Here is a 17,892-nt window from a genome sequence, read left to right on the forward strand (position 1 = left end):
ATGAGCCACATCACCTATCCGGAGAAGGGCAAGTATCTGATAGGAGCTATCCGTCAAACAAATAGTTGGAGCGGGCATATCTATCAGCCGCATGAATACCAGCTATACCCAAACAGCTATTCCCCGATGAAGTGAGCCTTGTCACAGCGGGGGGCATCCCCTCGGCGACCCTGCCGATACCAGGGACTCTTCAACGGCGAAGGAACAACCCATGAGCATCATCGATCCAACTGCGCTCAAGTCGCGCCGTCCGGACTCCATCCGGGAAGCGGGCAGGGCACAAGCCGCACTTCTCGTTGCCGGAAGCTGCATGCCTGTCCTGGGCGCGGTCCTGCTGGCACCTGTCCTGCCCACCCTCAACCAGGTTTTCGCGGACACCACAGGAGTCGCCATTCTTGTGCCGCTGGTCCTGACACTTCCAGCGCTGTTCGTGGCCCTGTTTTCGCCCCTGGCAGGATACGTGGCTGACAGGATGGGCCGTAAGCAGTTGTTGATCTACGCCATGCTGGCCTACGCACTCTTTGGCACGGCACCTCTATGGCTGGACACCCTCGAATCCATTGCGATCTCCCGGATCGGCGCAGGTATTGCAGAGGCAGCCATCATGACGTGCTGCACAACCCTGATCACCGACTACTACGCGGGGCAGCAACGGAACAAATATTTGGGCCTCCAAACCATGGTGAGCGCACTGGCTGCCACAGCATTCTTTGCCTTGGGCGGCGCGTTGGGCAGCATCAGCTGGCGGACGCCCTTCTGGTTGTACGCCGTCAGCGCAGTCCTGGTGGTCCCCATGATCTTCAAGCTCTGGGAACCGGCCAAAAGTCTGGCCCAGGACCCAGCCACGGGCCTGGCAGCGAAACAGCCGGTGCCCTGGCGGCAGATCGGTGCACCTGCTGCTGTGACACTGTTCGGCGGCATTGTCTTCTACGCCTTGATAGTCCACCTGCCGTACGTCATTACAGGTTTGGGAGTCCAGGATGCCGCCCTCATCGGCGGGGCGGCTGCGATCGCTTCGCTTGCAACGGCAGCAGGGGCAATCTCATTCCGCTTCCTGGCCAAGCTGGGCACCCGGAAACTGTTGGCTGGCGCTTTCGGCCTCGCCGCCGTCGGGCTCTGCGTTGTTTCCGTGGCGGGCAGCGTTCCGGTGGCCGTCCTCGGGGCCGTGATCGCCAGTGCGGGTACGGGTATCTTGTTGCCGACGCTGCTGACGTGGGCGGTCAACGGATTGGACTTCTCCCAGCGCGGCCGGGGCACCGGCATTTGGACCGGAACCTTGTTCATTGGTCAGTTCCTGACGCCTATTGTCCTCGGCGCAACAGCCGCCGCACTCGGCAACCTCGGCCTCGCGCTCGGGGCGTTGGGCCTGGCGTGCGCACTGGCGTTGCTGGCTGTGCTGTTTCGCGGACCGCGGCTGGTGCCGGTCAGCCACTGATGTAGCCGTGGCTGGATAACCTAGGGGGATGAAGAACCTGGACCTCAACCTGTTGCCCCAATTGCAGGTGCTGCTGGAATTGCGGAACGTTTCCCGGGCGGCTGAGCGGCTCCAACTCAGCCAGCCGGCAACCAGTGCAGCAATGGCCAGGCTCAGGCGGCATTTCGACGACGAACTCCTGGTTCGTCATGGCCGCACGTACGACCTCACACCCTTTGCGCAGTCGTTGGTCCCGCTGGTGGATGAGGCAATGCTTCATGTCCAGCGGGCCACGCGTGTCCGGTCCGGATTCGATGCCACCACAAGCGAGCGGGAGTTCGTCATTGCGGCGTCCGACTACGCGGCGGCCCTCATGGTGGGACCACTGCGGGGCATCCTGCAGCAGGAGGCGCCACACGTGGTGGTGGACTTCGTTCCAACCTCCGGTCTTGAGGGCACCATGGCCGAGTATTCCAAGATGGACCTGTTGGTGGGGCCCACCGGTTACAAGATGCAAGGTGAGAACAAGCAACTGTTCCGTGACAGTTTTGTGGCGGTGGTCGATGCCGCCAATCCGTTGCTCCAGCTGCCCGCCGTGACCTTGGCGGACTTAGTTGGCGTCCCGCACGCGGTGGGGTACTTCGGTGAGGGGATCAGCACCCCCGCTGACAAACTTTTTGAGTCACGGGGCGTTCGACGGCGGGTGGCAGCGACAGTGGCAGGCTTCCTGTCCCTGCCCCTCCTGGTTGAGGGTACGGACTTGGTGGCTTTGGTCCCGCGGATGCTGGCATCCAGGGCCCAACGCGGGGCAGGGATCGAGGTTCTGGAGTTCACCGGAGACCTGGAGGCCTCCTTGGTGGAGGCTATGTACTGGCATCCATCTCAAACCGAAGACCCAGCCAACGCCTGGCTGCGGTCCGTGGTTCAGCGGGCCTGTTCCCGGCTGCACCTCATTTTCCCCGTGACGGCACATCCGGTCACTGTCTCCTCCGGTCAAGGCAGCTAACCAGGGTCCATCCGTGGCGGGGTATAGCGACCGGGAGACCGCTGGTCACGGCAAGGACTCTTTGTCCGTTCCGCTCGCGGCGGTGCTGGCCCGGTCCGCCATCGATCCCTGCTTCCGGCTTGCCAGCAGGAAAGGCACCGCAAGCAGTTCGATGACACCGGCCATGGCCAAGGACGCAGGGTAGCCGTAGAGGTCGGCTCCCCGGCCAAGGAGCGGCTGGATCACCACGCCGCCGCTTGAACCCATCAGCGAGTCGAAGCTCAGTACTGTGGCCCGCTGCTTCGACGGAATCATGTCGTTGATATAGGCCTGCCGTACGGGAGTTACGGCGGAACCCACGACGCCCCAGAGCGCCAGCAGTGCCAGCGCCGCCCAGAAACTGCCGGTGAAACCCAAGGCCAGGAGAATCACGGCACCCACCAGACCGCCGAAGATCAGGACGGACGTGCGTTTGTGGAAAAGGCTCCGTGCGTGGGGTGCCAACCAACCGCCAAGGATCTGCGAACCAGCCACGATCGCCGCGGCCAGCCCGGCAACAGAGTAGGCGCGCGGGTCACCAAACAGGTCCAGGAGGTAGGGCTGCAGTGCGTAGAAGACATAGATTCCGACGCCGGCACTGAAGGGAGCTGCCAACATCACGTATCGGACGGGCGGGTTTTTGACACCGTTATCGATCGATGCGGACAGCACCGCCCGGGTCGCGCGGAGGGGGTGGGTTGAACGTTCAGGCGAGAACCCGACGTCGTGCATCAAGGAGAAAGCGACGACGAACATGGCAAGCAAGACGCCCACCCGGAGAAGAAACGGCACTCCGAGATTGGTCGCCTGCGCAATGACGCCACCAGCCACGGAACCTGCCAACATGGCAACACCCTGCACCATTTGGCCGCGGCCCAGCACCGTCTCAAGTCCGCCCTCATAACCCGAGAATTGCAGGGCATCAACGAGCCAGGCCTCCACAGCACCGGAGAAGAACGTGAAACCCAGGCCCAGCAGAACGGACACCACCGCCCACATCCAGAAGGGCGCCGAGATCTGCCAGAGCACAAAGTACAAATACGTGGAGGCGGCCAAGGTGACCGTACCCAGCAGGAAGGAAACCCTCCGGCCCCACCCGTCAGCGATGACTCCCGTGGGGATCTCAAACACCACCATTCCCACCGTAAAGAAAGCATTGGCAGCGAAAGCCTCCAGGTTGCTCAAACCGGCATCCAGCAGGAAAAACGTGTTGATGCCCCAGATAAAGGAGGCCGCAATCGTGTTGCCCAGCGTCAGTGTCAGATAGACGCGCTGGATCTTCCGTGCGGCGGGGTTCATGGTAGTCATCCGCACAACTGTTCTATTGTCTTTTGCGCAGCCAGTTCCATTTGCGACGCGTACCGATCCAGTCGGCGCCCGGTTACAGGATCCCCGTCTTCCGTTGGAAGGGTGGGCAAGGCCATTCCTATAGTGACTTGTCTGGCGCCGTCATCGCTGGAGATCGACGTGGAAAGGTAGCCGTAGACGCTTCCCCGGTGGCCGTAGCCGTAGCCAGTGGGCGAACATCCGTCCCGCCATCGGGTCAGGCCATCACGCAGGCCGTAGGCCCGCGACCATTCCCCGCCTTCCCAGCGCACCTGCACCACTACGGAGGTGACGTCGTCCTCCATGAAGCGGCCAATGGTGCCCTCCAAGGACTCAACGGCAGCCGGGGCCGTACCTGTAGGGGTAGGCGCAGGAACTGGTCCGCTAACGGTGCATCCCGTGAGCAGACATGCCAAGGTGACCATCAGGACTGTCCCCGGCGTCGTGCGCCAATCGCCCATAGGGCCGTTCTACGCCCAAGCCGCCCCGAATACTAGGGCCGTATCCAGCACTTGCCTGCCGAGACATCCCCGGCTTTCCGGGAGGGTGAACGGCAACTGCCCCGACATTCCTCAGGCAGAGCGTCAGGAAACCAAAAAGGTCTGTTTCCCGAGCGGGAAACAGACCTTTTCGCAGTGGCGGAGCTGACTAGTGCCAGAGTCCCAACGCGAATTCCGCGATCACCGTGGAGAGGAGGAAGGACGCCGTAATGGCCACCAAGCCAACGGGGATGATCTTCCATCCGATGTTCCGCAGCAGGGGGATGTCCTTGCCAAGCGACAGGCCGGCGAGGGTCAGCATCACCGTAGCGATGGAGAGGAAGTCCACGGTCTTGACGGCTTCGTTCAGGACACCGGACCCGAAGAACCACGGGCTGGAAATGTACGCGCCAATGGTGGTGATGAACACGATTGCGGAGATCTTCCTGGTGATCTTGGCCAGCAACAGGCTCACCAGGACAAGGGCCAGCATGATGCCGTAACCGGCCAGGATGGAAAGGCTCAAGCCCTTGGCCGCCACCGCCGCTGTACCCACACCCAGAACGGTCAATACTGACAGGGAAAGCCACAGCGGCAACGTCATTGCGGCGGAGGACTTGGCGACCTCCTCACGGAAACGGCGGTTCTCTTCGGCCTGGACTTCGTCCTGGGCGAGCTCGGCTTCTGACCGGACCTGGGACACCGAGCCGGCGGCAACCTTCTGGCTTTCCTTGTTCCGGGTCAGCACCTTGTAGAACTTGTCAGCCACGGGAAGCGCTATGTAGATGCCGACATAGACGCCCAGAATGGTGGTGATGAGGTTGGAGACTGCGGCCATGCCGAGAATTGCTTCCTGATCGGCAGGGTACGCCGCGATGATGCTCGCTGCGGAGGCGGCCATCATGGAGCCCGAGCCCACGCCGGCGCCCATGGCCAGGGCCAGGGGATCGAAGATCTTCCAGTTGGCCACCAAGGAGGTCAGCAGCGTAATGAAGATGGCGCCGAACAGTGTGCCGAAGACGTACATGGCCAAGACACCGCGGTATTGGTCAGAGTCCGGACCATACTTCTCCGAGACCATGGCGAATGAGGGCTCGCGGTCCAGCGAGAAGGTGGCGCCGACAGTAGCCTTGCCCATCCGCAACAGCACGGCCAACGGAAGTGCAAGGACGATGGTTCCCAGCAAGTGGCCCACTTCCTGCAGGAGGAGGGCAGGGCCGGCCTTGATCAGGCTGGGAAGGCTCGGACCGATATTGAACGCCAGCCTTGCCACCAAGAGCAAGACAGCAACGCCCACAAGTGCGGCGGCTACCCGCTGAAGGTCAAGGCCCAGCGGCTTGAACTTCTGGATGGAGACGAGCAGGCCAAGGATCAGGCCCCACACCATCGGGAAGATAATGATCGCGCCAATGCCCAGATCGATTTTGGCCTGGCCAATGAACTGAACCGCAAGGGCAATGACAAACGCGAGCGCGGCAATCGGAAGCGTAAGCCGTGTGCCGGCCTTGTCCGTCCGCGCGGTTGGGGTGCTGGTGCTCATGATGATGCTTCCTGGATCAGGGCTTCGCGGCGGTAGGCCGCCTTGACGAAGCGTTCTCTCTGTTGGGGATTGGATGCGGCGCCTGCCACGGTCCAAGCCAGCGCTGCGGCTGCCTCGAACATCACGGCGTACGCCTGGGGAGTGTTCGCCAAGGCCGCGAAGCCGTGCGAATGAATAGGGACGTTTGCTCCGGGAATGCTGAGCCACGGATGCAGGGACGGAATGACCTGGGAGATATTGCCCATGTCCGTGGAGCCACCGCCCATGCCCGCCGCCGGCGAGGTGTCCTTGCCGAAGACGTCCATCGCTGCCGTCCAGTGGCCGGCCAGGTCCCCGTCCTGGAGCAACGGTTCGTACAGTGGCTCCGCTGCAGTGATTTCCAGGGTGGTTCCCGTGGCCAGGGCCGCCCCTTCAAAGCATCGCTTGACGCGCTCCATCAGCGCCTCATACTCAGGGATCGTGAACGCCCGGCACTCGAACGGCACCACTGCATGATCAGGAATGATGTTGGTGACATGTCCGGCTTCAGCCACGTAGCAGGCGATGCGGTGATCGCCCGGTATCTGCTGCCGCAGCAAGCCGATGGCCACCTGGCTCAGGACCGCAGCATCACCGGCATTGACGCCCATGTGTGGGGCGGCCGCAGCATGGGCGGCCTTGCCGGTGAAGACTGCCTCGTACCGGCCCACGGCCTGTGCGGTGGTTCCTGCCGGGTTGTAGGTGATGCCATCCTGGACAGGATGGACCATCAAGGCCAGGCCAACGCCGTCAAAGGCGCCGCGTTCGAGCATGAGTACCTTGCCCCCGCCATGTTCCTCGGCGGGCGTCCCGATCGCCTTCAAAGTGATGCCCAGTTCATCAACGTGGGGGAGAAGAGCCAAAGCTGCAGCCACCGAAGCCCCGGCAATGAGGTTATGCCCGCAGGCATGCCCCACGGATGGCAGAGCATCGTATTCCACGCAAAGTGCCACCACGAGGTCACCGGTTCCGGCGCTCGCCGAGAACGCTGTGGGGAGGTCCGCTGTTCCCTTGACCACCTCGAAGCCGCCCTCGGCCAACAAGGACGTGATGGCTTCGGCCGCCTGGACTTCCTCGAAGGAGATCTCAGGGTTGGCGTGCAGGTTCTCAGATAGAGCCTGCACCCTCGGTCTCCACGTGGCGACGCCGTCTTTCAACGCAGAGCGCAGATCGTCAGCTGCTGATGTTGTGTTGGTATTTTCCATGATCATTCCTGCTAGTAGGACAGGGACGGGAACGGGGAGCCAGCTGCCCGTGTGGGTACCCAGACCGCTTTGGTCTGCGTGTACTCATCCAGGACGCCCGGACCGGAGGAACGGCCGTGCCCCGAATCACCGAAGCCGCCAAAGGGGACGGCGACGTGGATGGTCTTATAAGAGTTGATCCAAAAAGTCCCGGCTTTTACTTCACGGGCGATGTGGTGTGCCCGGGAAATGTCGGAGGTCCATACGGCTCCTGCCAGGCCGAAGTTGGTGTTGTTGGCGCGGGCAATCGCCTCCGACTCGGTGTCGAAGGCATCGGCACCCACTACAGGACCAAAGACCTCGGTGGTTTCCAATCGGTTGGCAGGTGTGACGCCGTCCAACAGTGTCGGCATGACCCAGTGGCCCCCGGCGAGGCCCGAGCCGGCCAGCGCCTCGGGGAGCGCCGGGTCCGTCACCCGACGGCCGCCGTCGTTCATTCCGGCCTCAATCAACGAAGTCACGGTCGCAAATTGTGGCGCGGTGATGATCGGCCCCACCTCGGTGTCAGCGTCCAACGGGTCCCCGACACGGAGCCTGGCGGCGCGGTCGGCGACCAGTTCGACGAAGCGGGCGTGGACGCTGCGCTCCACCAGCAGACGCGAACCGGCAACGCAGGACTGGCCTGCGCCGGAGAAGATCGCTGAGATGGCCCCGTCGGCGGCCCGTTCGAGGTCGGCATCGGCGAAAACGATGTTGGCGCTCTTGCCGCCAAGCTCCAGAAGGGCCGGGATACCGGCACCAGCGGCCGCAACGGCCACCCGGCGCCCGGTGGGAACCGACCCTATGAAGCTGATCTTGCCCACTCGCCGGTCTGTAGTGAGCGTTGCTCCAACGGTCTGTCCCAGCCCGGCAGCAACGTTGAAGACGCCGTCGGGCAGCCCTGCGTCGTGGGCCAGCTGGGCAAGCCGCACCGTTGTAGCGGGGGTGAACTCACTGGGTTTGATGATCACGGCGTTGCCGGCGGCCAGCGGAGCGGCTGAGTTCCAGCCAGCGGTGAACAGCGGGGCGTTCCACGGCGTGATGGCCACGACGACTCCCCAAGGTACGCGCTCGGTATACGTGTGCCACGGGCCAGGAACGGGGATGGTCTGGCCGGTGAGCTTGTCCGCCCAGCCAGCGTAGTACCCGAACATCTCGGCGACTTTGGCGGCTTCGGCGCGGGCGTCACGGATGGGCTTGCCAGTGGTTCCTGCTTCCAGGATGGCCAGTTCCTCGGTGTGCGCGGCAACTACTGTGCTGACGTTGCGGAGGATGGCCGCACGTTCGAAGCCGTTCAACCTTCCCCAGGTTTCGGCGCCGCGGAGCGAGCTTTCAAGGATGGCGTTGGCCCCCTCGGCGCCAGGATCGGCGTAGCCGGCGAATGGTTCGCCTGTAGCTGCGGACGTGAGATTGATGGTGCTGCCGGAACCCGGGACTACTTTCCCGTCCATGAAAGCGCCGAGGCCATGTGGAAAAGCCGCGTCCAGGATTGTCCGGGCGGTCTCCGTGGAGGATGCTGTGGGGGCTGTTGTGATGCTCAAGATGCTGTCCTTCTCTCAGGGAGTGCGTGCTACGCGTCCGGGGTGCTTTTCGGAGCGCCGGCAGGTGTAATGGAAGGTGCCACGGTCCGGGCGATTTCAGTGAAGTCGGCAGTTGGGCCCAGGGCGGCCAGAGCGTCCTGCCACTGGCCGGCGGCCGCGGCCAGGAGTTCCGGTTCCTCACCCAGCTGCCGGGCAACGTCAATGGCCAAGGCGGCATCCCGGGCCATAAGGCCCAGGGAGAATCCGGAATCATGCGTGCCGGACAGGACCCACGTGGGGTACATGGCGGCTGAGACCTTACTGCCGCCGGAGGCGTTGCTGATGCTGGCTGCCGCCACGGCCGGATCAATGCCGTAAGCCTTCGCCACGCCCAGGGCTTCACCCACGGACACCAGGTTGGCAGCGGCCAAAACGTTGTTCAACAATTTGACGACGTTGCCGCTGCCCGGGCCGCCGATGTGGGCGTACTGGCCGCCCGTCAGCGCTTCAAGAACGGGACGTGCGGCGGTCAGAGCGTCCGTGGTCGCACCGACAAAGGCGCTGAGGCTTCCGCTGGCCGCGCCGACGCGTCCGCCGGAAACCGGGGCGTCCACGAATGCTGCACCGCTGGAAGCGGCGAGTCCGGCCATGGATTTACTGGTCCCAGGCTCCGAGGTAGTGGTGTCGATGATCGCCATAGTGCCAGGGGTTGCGAGAAGCGCCGGAACGGTGGCCTCCACGATTTTGGCCGAGGGCAGGGACAGGACTGCGTAGGGGGTTCCTGCCAGTTCACTGATCTCTGCGGTGGTGGAAATGCCGGTGCGGGCGGCAGCTTCCCTTGCGGCTTCCGACGGATCGAAGCCGGTAACGTCCCAGCCTGCGCGGTGCAGGGTGGCGGCCATGGCTCCGCCCATGGATCCGAGGCCGATGACGGCGACGCGACGATTGTTGCTCATGTGGTACTCCTTGCTGGGGCAATGCATGGGTCTTGATGGCCGGGGTGCTGGCCGTGGTGGGTGCTTAGTCCAGGTAGATATCCAGGTCTTTCCACAGCTGCTGCGTACGCCGGATGGCGGCACGGCTGCGTTCCGGGTGGGCCGCTTCCATGCCGGCGAGCAGTCCATAGACCATCGAATTTGCGGCCGTGACGGATTGGAAGAAGGAGATGCCTTCTGATGCCACGATCAGCAAGTGGTCAGCAGCTGCTGCGAGACGGCCACGGCGCATGTCGCTGATGGCCACCACTGTGGCCCCGGACTGCTTGGCAGCTTCGGCGGTGACGATGACTTGCTGGACGGACCGCCACATATTGACCACCACCAGGACATCGCCGGGGCCGAGGTTGTTCGCCGCCGACGCGAAGTGGACGCCGCCGCGGTTTTCCAGCGTGATGGGGTAGCCCATGGTCGAGCCAAGGTGGGCCATAACGCTTGCCGGGCCTGCGAAGGATCCGATGCCAATAGCGGTGATGGACTTGGCAGCGGCAAGGGCGCTGATGGCAGCCTCGACATCCTCGGCAGTGTTGGAGTCGAGGGTCAGCCGGAGATTTTCAATGTCATGGTTCAAAGCATCATGGAGGGGACTGCGGTGTTCACCGTGTTCAAGCAGGGTGTCTTCGGTGGAGATCATCACCAGGTACCGGGAGCGGAGTTCGCGTTGCAGGTCGGGCCAACCCCGGTATCCGAGCCGCTGTGCCGTCCTGACGACGGTGGAGTTGTTCACGTCCGACCGTTGGGCGATTTCGGCTATATCGGCGTAGGAGGAGAGCTGCGGATTGCGGGCGATGACTTCCACCACCCGCGCTTGCGATTTGGACAGGGTTACGTCCGGGAGCGCGTCCCCAAGCCACGCGTGGTCCACGGACTCCCGTGCCCCGGAGGGTGCCCCCACTTGGTCCTGGCTGATCTTCACCGAATCTCCTTGTAACCCACATCACTCTGCAAACTGTATTGCAATAAAGATACTCTGCAATCTGGTTTGCTTCTAGTGGTTTGCGTTACAAGGGTGTAAAAAATGCCGGCAGGCCGTCGCGGCCTGCCGGCATTCCCCAATCCGCCTATGGGACCTCTGCGTCCACCGGCTGGTTGCTACGCCTGAATGAGCCCAGCGCCCGGGCGTGAAGCCAACAATGGCGCAAAGAACCCACCGAGTTCGGCAGTAGCAGTCAGCGGCAGCACATTGGCGACGTACTGGTCTGGGCGAACCACCACAACTACGCCGTCACGACTGAGTCCGCGCAGGTCGAAGATGTCATTGTTGGGATCGGTGCCGAACACCTTTTCAAGATAGGTGAGCTTGAACGGTCCCACCGTGGGCTTGAAAGCTGCAGGTACGGCATTAATATCCACGGCGGTGTGGTCTTGCTGATAGATCACCTTCACGTCGAACCAGGCGTCGCGGTCAGCGCCCGACGGCGTTGCGGCCAGCGGCGAGTCCGGCGAGTTCGCGATCCACTCGGCAAAGTCCGCCACGGGGCCCGGAGCCCCTGCCTGTGCGGTGTCGGCGAAGACGTAGATGCGCCAACGACCATCCGCTTTGGCGTGATGGCCCAGGTGCATGGGGTTGGTGTCGCACACTCTCTGAACGGGCGCGGATTTGAAGCGTTTACCCACGGGGAAGCCGGTAGCGAGTCCCTGGTGCTGTGCTTCGGCTACCAGCATCGATGGCGCGTACTGCGTCATGAAACCGGCCGGGAATTCGGCGGTACTGGTGTAGAAGGTTTCCAGTTCTGCGGGATCTTCGAACTCTTCGGGCTTCCTGGCCATCAGCGTGGACCATTGCTTATCGAAGTCGATGAGGTTCTTGGCCACTACCTGGCGTTCAGCCGAGTAGCTGTCCAACAGGCTTTCGGGGCTGCGGCCTTCGAGGACGTGGCCGAGCTTCCAGCCGATGTTGAAGCCGTCCTGCATGGAGACGTTCATGCCTTGGCCGGCCTTGGCGGAGTGGGTGTGGCAGGCATCGCCGGTGATGAACACCCGTGGGGCGCGCGTTCCGCGGTCCTCCGGCAGAACGTCGTCGAACCTGTCCGTGAGGCGATGGCCTACCTCGTACACGCTGTGCCACGCAACGTTGCGGACATCCAACGTGTACGGGTGGAGGATGTCGTTTGCCTTCTGGATGATCTGCTCGATGGTCGTCTTGCGCACCGCGCCCTTGTCATTGGGGTTGACTTCGCCCAAGTCCACGTACATGCGGAACAGATGCCCGCCCTCGCGGGGGATCAACAGGATGCTGCCACCGGCGCCGGACTGGATGGCACACTTGGTGCGGATATCCGGGAAGTCGGTGACGGCGAGGACGTCCATGACACCCCAGGCGTGGTTGGCTTGGTCGCCGGCAAGGTGGCAGCCGATCGACTCGCGGACTTTGCTGCGGGCACCGTCAGCACCCACCACATATTTCGCTCGGATGATGCGCTCTTGGCCTTCATTGGGACCGGACGTATGGGCCAGCGTCACCGTGACGGGATACTCACCTTCGCCAGTGACCTGGAGACCCAGGAATTCGTAGCCGTAGTCCGGCGTCATACGCGTGGGCGAGTTGGCCATGAACTCGGCAAAGTAGTCCAGCACGCGGGCCTGGTTCACGATCAGGTGTGGGAATTCACTGATCCCTGCGGGGTCATCCACTGCCCGGGCAGCCCTGACAATGCGGGAATGGTCGGCGGGGTCCGGCTTCCAGAAGGCCATCTCAGTGATGCGGTAGGCCTCCGCGATGATGCGCTCGGCAAACCCGAACGCCTGGAAGGTCTCGACGCTGCGGGCCTGGATGCCGTCGGCCTGGCCGATGGCGAGCCTGCCGGGGCGACGCTCCACGATCCGCGTTGTGACGTCGGGGAATTGGGACAGCTGCGCCGCAGTCAGCATTCCGGCAGGGCCGGTGCCCACAATGAGGACGTCAACTTCCTCCGGCAGCCCGGTTGGGCGGTTGATGCCGACGCCGGCGGCCGGTTCGACTCGCGGGTCACCGGATACGTAACCGTGGTGGTGGAACTGCACGGGCTTTCCTCACTTCTTTGTGGGCAATCAATCGCTGGTTTGTTCTATAATAGAACAGGTTGTTCTATTATCGCTCACACAATCGTAATGCCGCTCACAGTAGTCTTCAAGTGTTTGTGGCGCCTCACCACCGCATCGACCAGGGGTTCCTGCCCAAAGGGCCGCGGACGTGTCAGGATCAGGTATGCCCCGACTGATGCTGCTGGATACCGCTTCGCTGTATTTTCGTGCCTTCTACGGTATCCCTGATTCGATACGCCGCTCCGACGGAACACCGGTGAACGCCGTGCGGGGGCTCATGGATATGATCACCCGCCTCACCACCGACTATGAAGCGACCCACGTAGTGGCCTGTTGGGACAACGACTGGCGGCCGCAATGGCGGGTGGACCTGATTCCCAGCTATAAGTCGCACAGGGTGGCTGAGATCAACCACGATGGTCCCGACCTCGAGGTGGTGCCCGACCCGCTGGAAGCCCAGATTCCCCTGATCCGTCATGTTCTTGACCTCGCCGGCATTGCTGTTGTGGGGGTAGATGAGCACGAGGCCGACGACGTTGTTGGCACCTATGCCAGCCAGGCCCAGATCCCCACGGACGTGGTGACTGGAGACCGCGATCTTTTCCAATTGGTGGATGACGGGCGTGGGGTCAGGGTCATTTACACCGCACGCGGCATGCGGAACCTGGAGCTCGTCACTGACGTCGTGGTGGTGGGTAAATACCGTGTCCTTCCCCAGCAATACGCCGACTTTGCCACCTTGCGGGGTGACGCTTCAGACGGACTTCCGGGCGTGGCGGGGATAGGAGAAAAGACTGCTGCGTCCTTGCTTGGCGAGCACGGCTCGCTGGAAGGCCTGCTCATGGCAGCAGAAGACCCCGACGGCGGGTTGTCCGCTTCCATCCGAGCCAAACTGTCGGCCGCAGCCGACTACCTCACGGTGGCACCCGCGGTCGTCAACGTGGTGCGCGACCTCAAGGTGCCCACACTGGAAGATGCGGGTGCTCAGCTGCGTCCTGTAACCGGCGCGGCGCGGACGGAACTCGAACAGTTGGCCACCGAGTGGAACCTGGGAGGATCGGTCAAACGGCTGCTGGACGCCCTGGACCGCGAACGCTGAGCCGCCGCAGCCGTTGACGGACCGGATGCTCTTGGAGTTCCTTCACAGCTTGCGGTTCACTTTCACAGGCGAATGACAGGTTCGCGACAGCGCGGGCTGGGGTTGTCCTCTCATCGTTGGAAGAGGACGGCACTCAGGCTCGTCCCTCAGACACCAGCCGTATCAACGGCTCATTGAGGAGAGGTACATGTCGAAAACCAAGAGAATAACGCTGGGCGTGGCGGCCGGAGCCCTGGCATTGGGCGCAGGCCTGGGCGCAACCAGCATCGCGACAGCAGCCACCACGCCGTCGCCGAGCGCCAGTTCGTCTGCAGATGCCACCACTCCGTCAGACCGCGGCGGAAAGCCCGGCGGACACGGCCATGGTCGGGACGGCGGCCAGATCGCAACCCAGCTGGCCAGCAAGCTCGGAGTTGACGAGGCCAAGGTCACCGAAGCCTTGAAGGCATTCCGTGAGGCGAACAAGCCCGCTGCGCCTCCTGCCGAAGGAACCGAAGGAACCAAGCCGGACCGGACGGCGCAGAACGCGGCCCTGGCTAAGTCGCTGGCCGAAGCGTTGGGGGTGGACGAAGCAAAGGTCACCACCGCGTTGGAGGAGATACGCACGGAAGCTACGGCGGAGCGTTCGGCTGCGCTGAAGACCAGACTGGACAAGGCTGTTACTGACGGCAAACTCAGCCAGGCAGAAGCCGACGCGGTGGCGAAAGCCGTGGAGGCTGGAGTTATCGGCGGAGGTGGCCGCTGACACCGAGAGCTGATCGGCCCAGCCGCTGAGCCGCCGAGCAACTGACCGGCTGCTCGGCAGATGCGAGGGATCCCTCGGGCGACGTCCGGGGGATCCTTTCTGGTCTGCCCCAAGTGAGTTTGTTACTACGTGGTCTGGCACTTAGCGGGGACGGAACTGGCTAGCGGGGACGGAACTGGTTCATCACGGGACATTCGAAGGGCTCTCCAGCGAACAAGCCAACTTCGTCCAAGTACTTCACCACTGTCATGTAGGACGCCCCCAAACTGGTTTCGGTGTAGGGGATGTCCAGCTCGTTGCAGCACGCTTTGACGATCCCTGAGGCGCGGTGCAGGTAGGGGCGCGGCATGTCGGGGAAAAGATGGTGCTCGATCTGGCGGTTCAAGCCACCCATCAGCACGTCCATGAACCTGCCGCCGGAGATATTCCGCGCCGTGAGGATCTGACGGTTAAGGAAGTCGGTCCGGGTTGAGGAAGCCAGGATGGGCATCCCTTTGTGGTTGGGCGCGAAGGACGCTCCCATATAGAAGCCGAACACGCCCAACTGAACGCCAAGGAACGCGAACGCCATCCCCAGGGGCAATAGCCAGAACACCAGCAAGGGCATGGCCAGCAGGCGCAGCAGGATGACCGGGATTTCCACCCATCGGTGATCGACTTTTCTTTGATGCAGCAAGAACTTCAAGGAGTCGACGTGCAAGCTCACGCCCAGGAAGAACAACAGGGGAAACAGCAGCCAGCCTTGCTTGCGGGTGACGTGCACCATGAAGCCACGGCGCGTGCTTGCTGCTTCGGGGTGGAATGCGATGACGCCCGTATGGATGTCCGGATCCTTGTCGATGACGTTGGGAAAATTGTGATGCCGGGTGTGCTTCTGTGCCCACATGGAGTAGCTGATACCCACCAACGCCGTACCAACAAGCCTCGCGGACCACTCATTCATACCCTTGGACTTAAACACCTGCCGGTGGCCGGCTTCATGCGCCAGGAACGCGAACTGGGTAAGGACCACACCCATTCCCGCAGCAATGAGGAGCTGGAACCATGTGTCCCTCAGCAGGAGGAAGCCGCCCCACGTGCCTGCCCACGCCACCATCAGGATGATAAAAACCGTGATGTAGAAACCTCGCCTGCGTTTCAGGAGCCCGGCACTGCGTACGGACCGCAAGAGAGTGGCGTAGGTGGTGACGGTCCGGGCGGCACCCTGGTCCGGCAGAACTTCATCGGACAAATGTTCTGGTGCCATGGTGCCTCGAACCACTTCCCGGCAGACTCAACAGAATCGTTTTCCACCGTTCTTTCAGACTACGCCGGTGACATTAACTGGGAACCGGATATTCATCTCAAAATGTTGTCGATTTACGCTCGTGCTGTTCGACCTATGGATGAGAGGGTCGAAGGGCGACCTTCCACAACACAGGAGATTGAGTCAGATGGCCAAATACATGTTGATCATGCGGGCGGACGACGCTTCGTACGCCAAGTTCGAGAATATCGATTTCAACGAAATCCTCGATGCCATGGGCAAATTCAATGACGAACTGATCCGTGCAGGAGTCCTCCTCGCAGCGGAAGGCCTGGACGACGCGAAAGAGGGTGTCGTGGTTGACTTCACTGGTGAAACCCCCGTCGTCACGGACGGGCCTTACGGCGAAACCAAGGAACTCTTTGGCGGCTACTACATCCTGGACGTTGCCTCCAAGCAGGAAGCCATCGAGTGGGCCAAGCGCGCGCCCATGACTGCCGGCACCAAGACTGAAATCCGACGCGTCACCAGCATTGACGAATTCCCGCAGGACAACGAATGGATCCAAAAGGAACGGGCGTGGCGCGAACAGACCGGCCAGCTCTGATAACGGTCCCGGATACTGTCGTGAGCTGTTCGTAAAACTGGAGACAGCAGTACCTGACATGGGAAACAACGTGGCAAGGGCGGCCGTCGAAGCGGTGTGGCGCAGTGAATCCGCCCGCATTGTCGGCGCCCTTGCCCGCTACACGGGTGACTTCGCCTTGGCCGAAGACCTCGCGCAGGAAGCACTCGCTGAGGCCTTGGTGTCCTGGTCCGTGAATGGTGTCCCAGCAGAACCGGCCGGATGGCTGCTGACTGCCGGCCGCCGCCGGGCAATCGATTCCTTCCGCCGGAAGGCTGCCCTTGAGGAAAAGTACGCCCTGCTGGCACGCGGCCTCGCCGAGGAGGAACCGGGCGTGGATACATTGTTCAATCCGGACTCGATCGACGACGACGTGCTGGCTTTGATGTTCATCTCATGTCACCCGGTGTTGTCTCGGGAAGCGCGGATTGCCATGACTCTGCGGGTGGTGGGCGGCATTGGCACAGAGGAGATCGCCAAGGCGTTCTTTGTCCCAGTCCCTACCATCCAAGCCCGCATCACCCGCGCCAAGAAGACTCTTGCAGCCGCGCACGTTCCCTTCACCGTTCCGGAACCAGCTGACATTCCTGAGCGGCTTGGTTCAGTACTGCACGTGGTGTACCTGATTTTCACTGAGGGTTCCTTCGCCAGCAGCGGTGACTCGTGGATGCGTATTGAACTGGCCAGTGAAGCACGACGACTGGCCCGTGTTCTTATCCGCCTGGCGCCAGAACCAGAGGTGTTTGGCTTGCTTGCGCTGATGGAACTGACGGCCGCACGCTTTCCCGCGAGGATCGACGCGAACGGGAGACCTGTACTTCTTGAGGATCAGGATCGACGCCGGTGGGACCAGTCCGCGATACGCCGCGGCAGGGCGGCACTATCGACTGCGGTTGCGGCTGGCCGCGGCCTCGGCACCTATGGACTTCAAGCGTCCATTGCTGAATGCCACGCAGTGGCACAGACCGCAGGCGCGACGGATTGGCAACGAATAGTGATCCTCTATGAGGCACTTGGGCGGTTGGCACCTTCGCCGGTGATTGAGTTGAATCGGGCAGTGGCCGTGGCTATGGCTTCGGGGCCGGTTGCCGGGCTGGAATTGGTGGATGCCCTCGCCGGCCGGGGGGAGTTGAGCGGCTCGCACCTTGTGCCTGCAGTGCGGGGCGAGCTCCTGGCCAGACTTGGTCGGTTCGGTGAGGCGGTGGATGCTCTCACCGAAGCGCTGGAGCTCTGCCCGAACGCGGCCGAACGGATGGCTCTGGAGCGGAAAATTGCCGATCTGGCAGGGCAATAGTCTGCCTCGCCACGTTCAATAAGCAGACTATTCCATCGCACACCGTTGTTGAGGCAGTCCGGGACGCGCCCAGCATCAGGCCGGGCCCAACGCACCGTTGTTGAGGCAGTCCCGGACGCGCCCAGCACCGGGCCTGACCCAACGCACGACGTTATTCAGGCAGACTCGGGCAGTTTTCGTCCGGCGCCGGGGTTGGGCGGGTTCTTGTTCTGCTGAGGCTTTCTTGTGTTTTGTGGGGTGTGGTGGTGGTTGCGTCGGGGTGTTTGGTGGGGGTCGATGTGGGGTGGGAAGATCCGGGTGGTGCGGCCGATGTTCAGGAC

General features: G+C 62.6%; 15 protein-coding genes. 6 read left to right on the plus strand and 9 right to left on the minus strand.

Going from position 1 to position 17,892, the window contains the following annotated elements; all coding sequences use genetic code 11:
* Positions 1-211: 211 nt before the first annotated feature.
* Together AB4Y77_RS15455 and AB4Y77_RS15460 are read left to right on the plus strand one after the other, a co-directional pair.
* Positions 212-1,435: an MFS transporter gene (locus AB4Y77_RS15455; RefSeq protein ID WP_442014534.1), complete on the plus strand. Its 1,224-nt coding sequence runs from the start codon at positions 212-214 to the stop codon at positions 1,433-1,435.
* A 28-nt stretch (positions 1,436-1,463) separates the two neighbouring features.
* On the plus strand, positions 1,464-2,420 hold the full coding sequence (locus tag AB4Y77_RS15460) for a LysR family transcriptional regulator (RefSeq protein ID WP_311212112.1): 957 nt from the start codon (positions 1,464-1,466) through the stop codon (positions 2,418-2,420).
* 45 nt (positions 2,421-2,465) lie between these two features.
* Here the strand turns inward: AB4Y77_RS15460 and AB4Y77_RS15465 are convergent, their stop codons facing one another.
* From AB4Y77_RS15465 to AB4Y77_RS15500, 8 genes are all read right to left on the minus strand, one after another.
* A complete protein-coding gene (locus tag AB4Y77_RS15465) occupies positions 2,466-3,737 on the minus strand; it encodes an MFS transporter (protein WP_442014545.1) in 1,272 nt (423 codons plus the stop codon).
* A gap of 5 nt (positions 3,738-3,742) precedes the next feature.
* Positions 3,743-4,225: a hypothetical protein gene (locus AB4Y77_RS15470; RefSeq protein ID WP_311212111.1), complete on the minus strand. Its 483-nt coding sequence runs from the start codon at positions 4,223-4,225 to the stop codon at positions 3,743-3,745.
* Positions 4,226-4,412: 187 nt separating this feature from the next.
* Entirely contained in the window at positions 4,413-5,783 is a 1,371-nt protein-coding gene (locus AB4Y77_RS15475) for a DUF3100 domain-containing protein (RefSeq protein WP_442014535.1), read from the minus strand.
* The gene (locus tag AB4Y77_RS15480) at positions 5,780-7,006 is read right to left on the minus strand and encodes an amidohydrolase (RefSeq protein WP_442014536.1); all 1,227 of its coding nucleotides are present in this window, start codon (positions 7,004-7,006) and stop codon (positions 5,780-5,782) included. Before AB4Y77_RS15480 ends, AB4Y77_RS15475 begins: the two co-directional genes overlap by 4 nt.
* An 11-nt stretch (positions 7,007-7,017) precedes the next feature.
* Positions 7,018-8,565, minus strand: coding sequence for an aldehyde dehydrogenase family protein (locus tag AB4Y77_RS15485; protein ID WP_442014537.1), 1,548 nt, complete (start codon positions 8,563-8,565; stop codon positions 7,018-7,020).
* 29 nt (positions 8,566-8,594) lie between these two features.
* Positions 8,595-9,500 (minus strand): NAD(P)-dependent oxidoreductase, encoded by a 906-nt coding sequence (locus tag AB4Y77_RS15490; protein ID WP_442014538.1) that lies wholly within the window; start codon positions 9,498-9,500, stop codon positions 8,595-8,597.
* A 64-nt stretch (positions 9,501-9,564) separates the two neighbouring features.
* Entirely contained in the window at positions 9,565-10,449 is an 885-nt protein-coding gene (locus tag AB4Y77_RS15495; protein WP_396136272.1) for a MurR/RpiR family transcriptional regulator, read from the minus strand.
* A 182-nt stretch (positions 10,450-10,631) separates the two neighbouring features.
* Positions 10,632-12,542, minus strand: coding sequence for an FAD-binding monooxygenase (locus AB4Y77_RS15500; protein ID WP_442014539.1), 1,911 nt, complete (start codon positions 12,540-12,542; stop codon positions 10,632-10,634).
* 184 nt (positions 12,543-12,726) lie between these two features.
* Between AB4Y77_RS15500 and AB4Y77_RS15505 the strand changes: the two genes are divergently transcribed.
* Both AB4Y77_RS15505 and AB4Y77_RS15510 read left to right on the plus strand, forming a co-directional pair.
* Positions 12,727-13,662, plus strand: a complete 936-nt coding sequence (locus AB4Y77_RS15505; RefSeq protein WP_442014540.1) for a 5'-3' exonuclease — start codon at positions 12,727-12,729, stop codon at positions 13,660-13,662.
* Between the two features lie 187 nt (positions 13,663-13,849).
* Complete coding sequence (locus AB4Y77_RS15510) at positions 13,850-14,407, plus strand: Clp protease N-terminal domain-containing protein (RefSeq protein ID WP_442014541.1); 558 nt, start codon at positions 13,850-13,852, stop codon at positions 14,405-14,407.
* Positions 14,408-14,567: 160 nt separating this feature from the next.
* Here the strand turns inward: AB4Y77_RS15510 and AB4Y77_RS15515 are convergent, their stop codons facing one another.
* Complete coding sequence (locus AB4Y77_RS15515; RefSeq protein WP_311212102.1) at positions 14,568-15,653, minus strand: fatty acid desaturase family protein; 1,086 nt, start codon at positions 15,651-15,653, stop codon at positions 14,568-14,570.
* Positions 15,654-15,840: 187 nt separating this feature from the next.
* On the opposite strand from AB4Y77_RS15515, the gene AB4Y77_RS15520 reads away from it, so the two are divergent.
* A complete protein-coding gene (locus AB4Y77_RS15520; RefSeq protein ID WP_311212101.1) occupies positions 15,841-16,260 on the plus strand; it encodes a YciI family protein in 420 nt (139 codons plus the stop codon).
* Positions 16,261-16,318: 58 nt separating this feature from the next.
* Entirely contained in the window at positions 16,319-17,572 is a 1,254-nt protein-coding gene (locus AB4Y77_RS15525; RefSeq protein WP_311212100.1) for an RNA polymerase sigma factor, read from the plus strand.
* Positions 17,573-17,892 lie beyond the last annotated feature (320 nt).

Origin of the sequence: Paenarthrobacter sp. YAF11_1 (assembly GCF_052113445.1) — a bacterium.
In the GTDB taxonomy this organism is placed as follows: domain Bacteria; phylum Actinomycetota; class Actinomycetes; order Actinomycetales; family Micrococcaceae; genus Arthrobacter.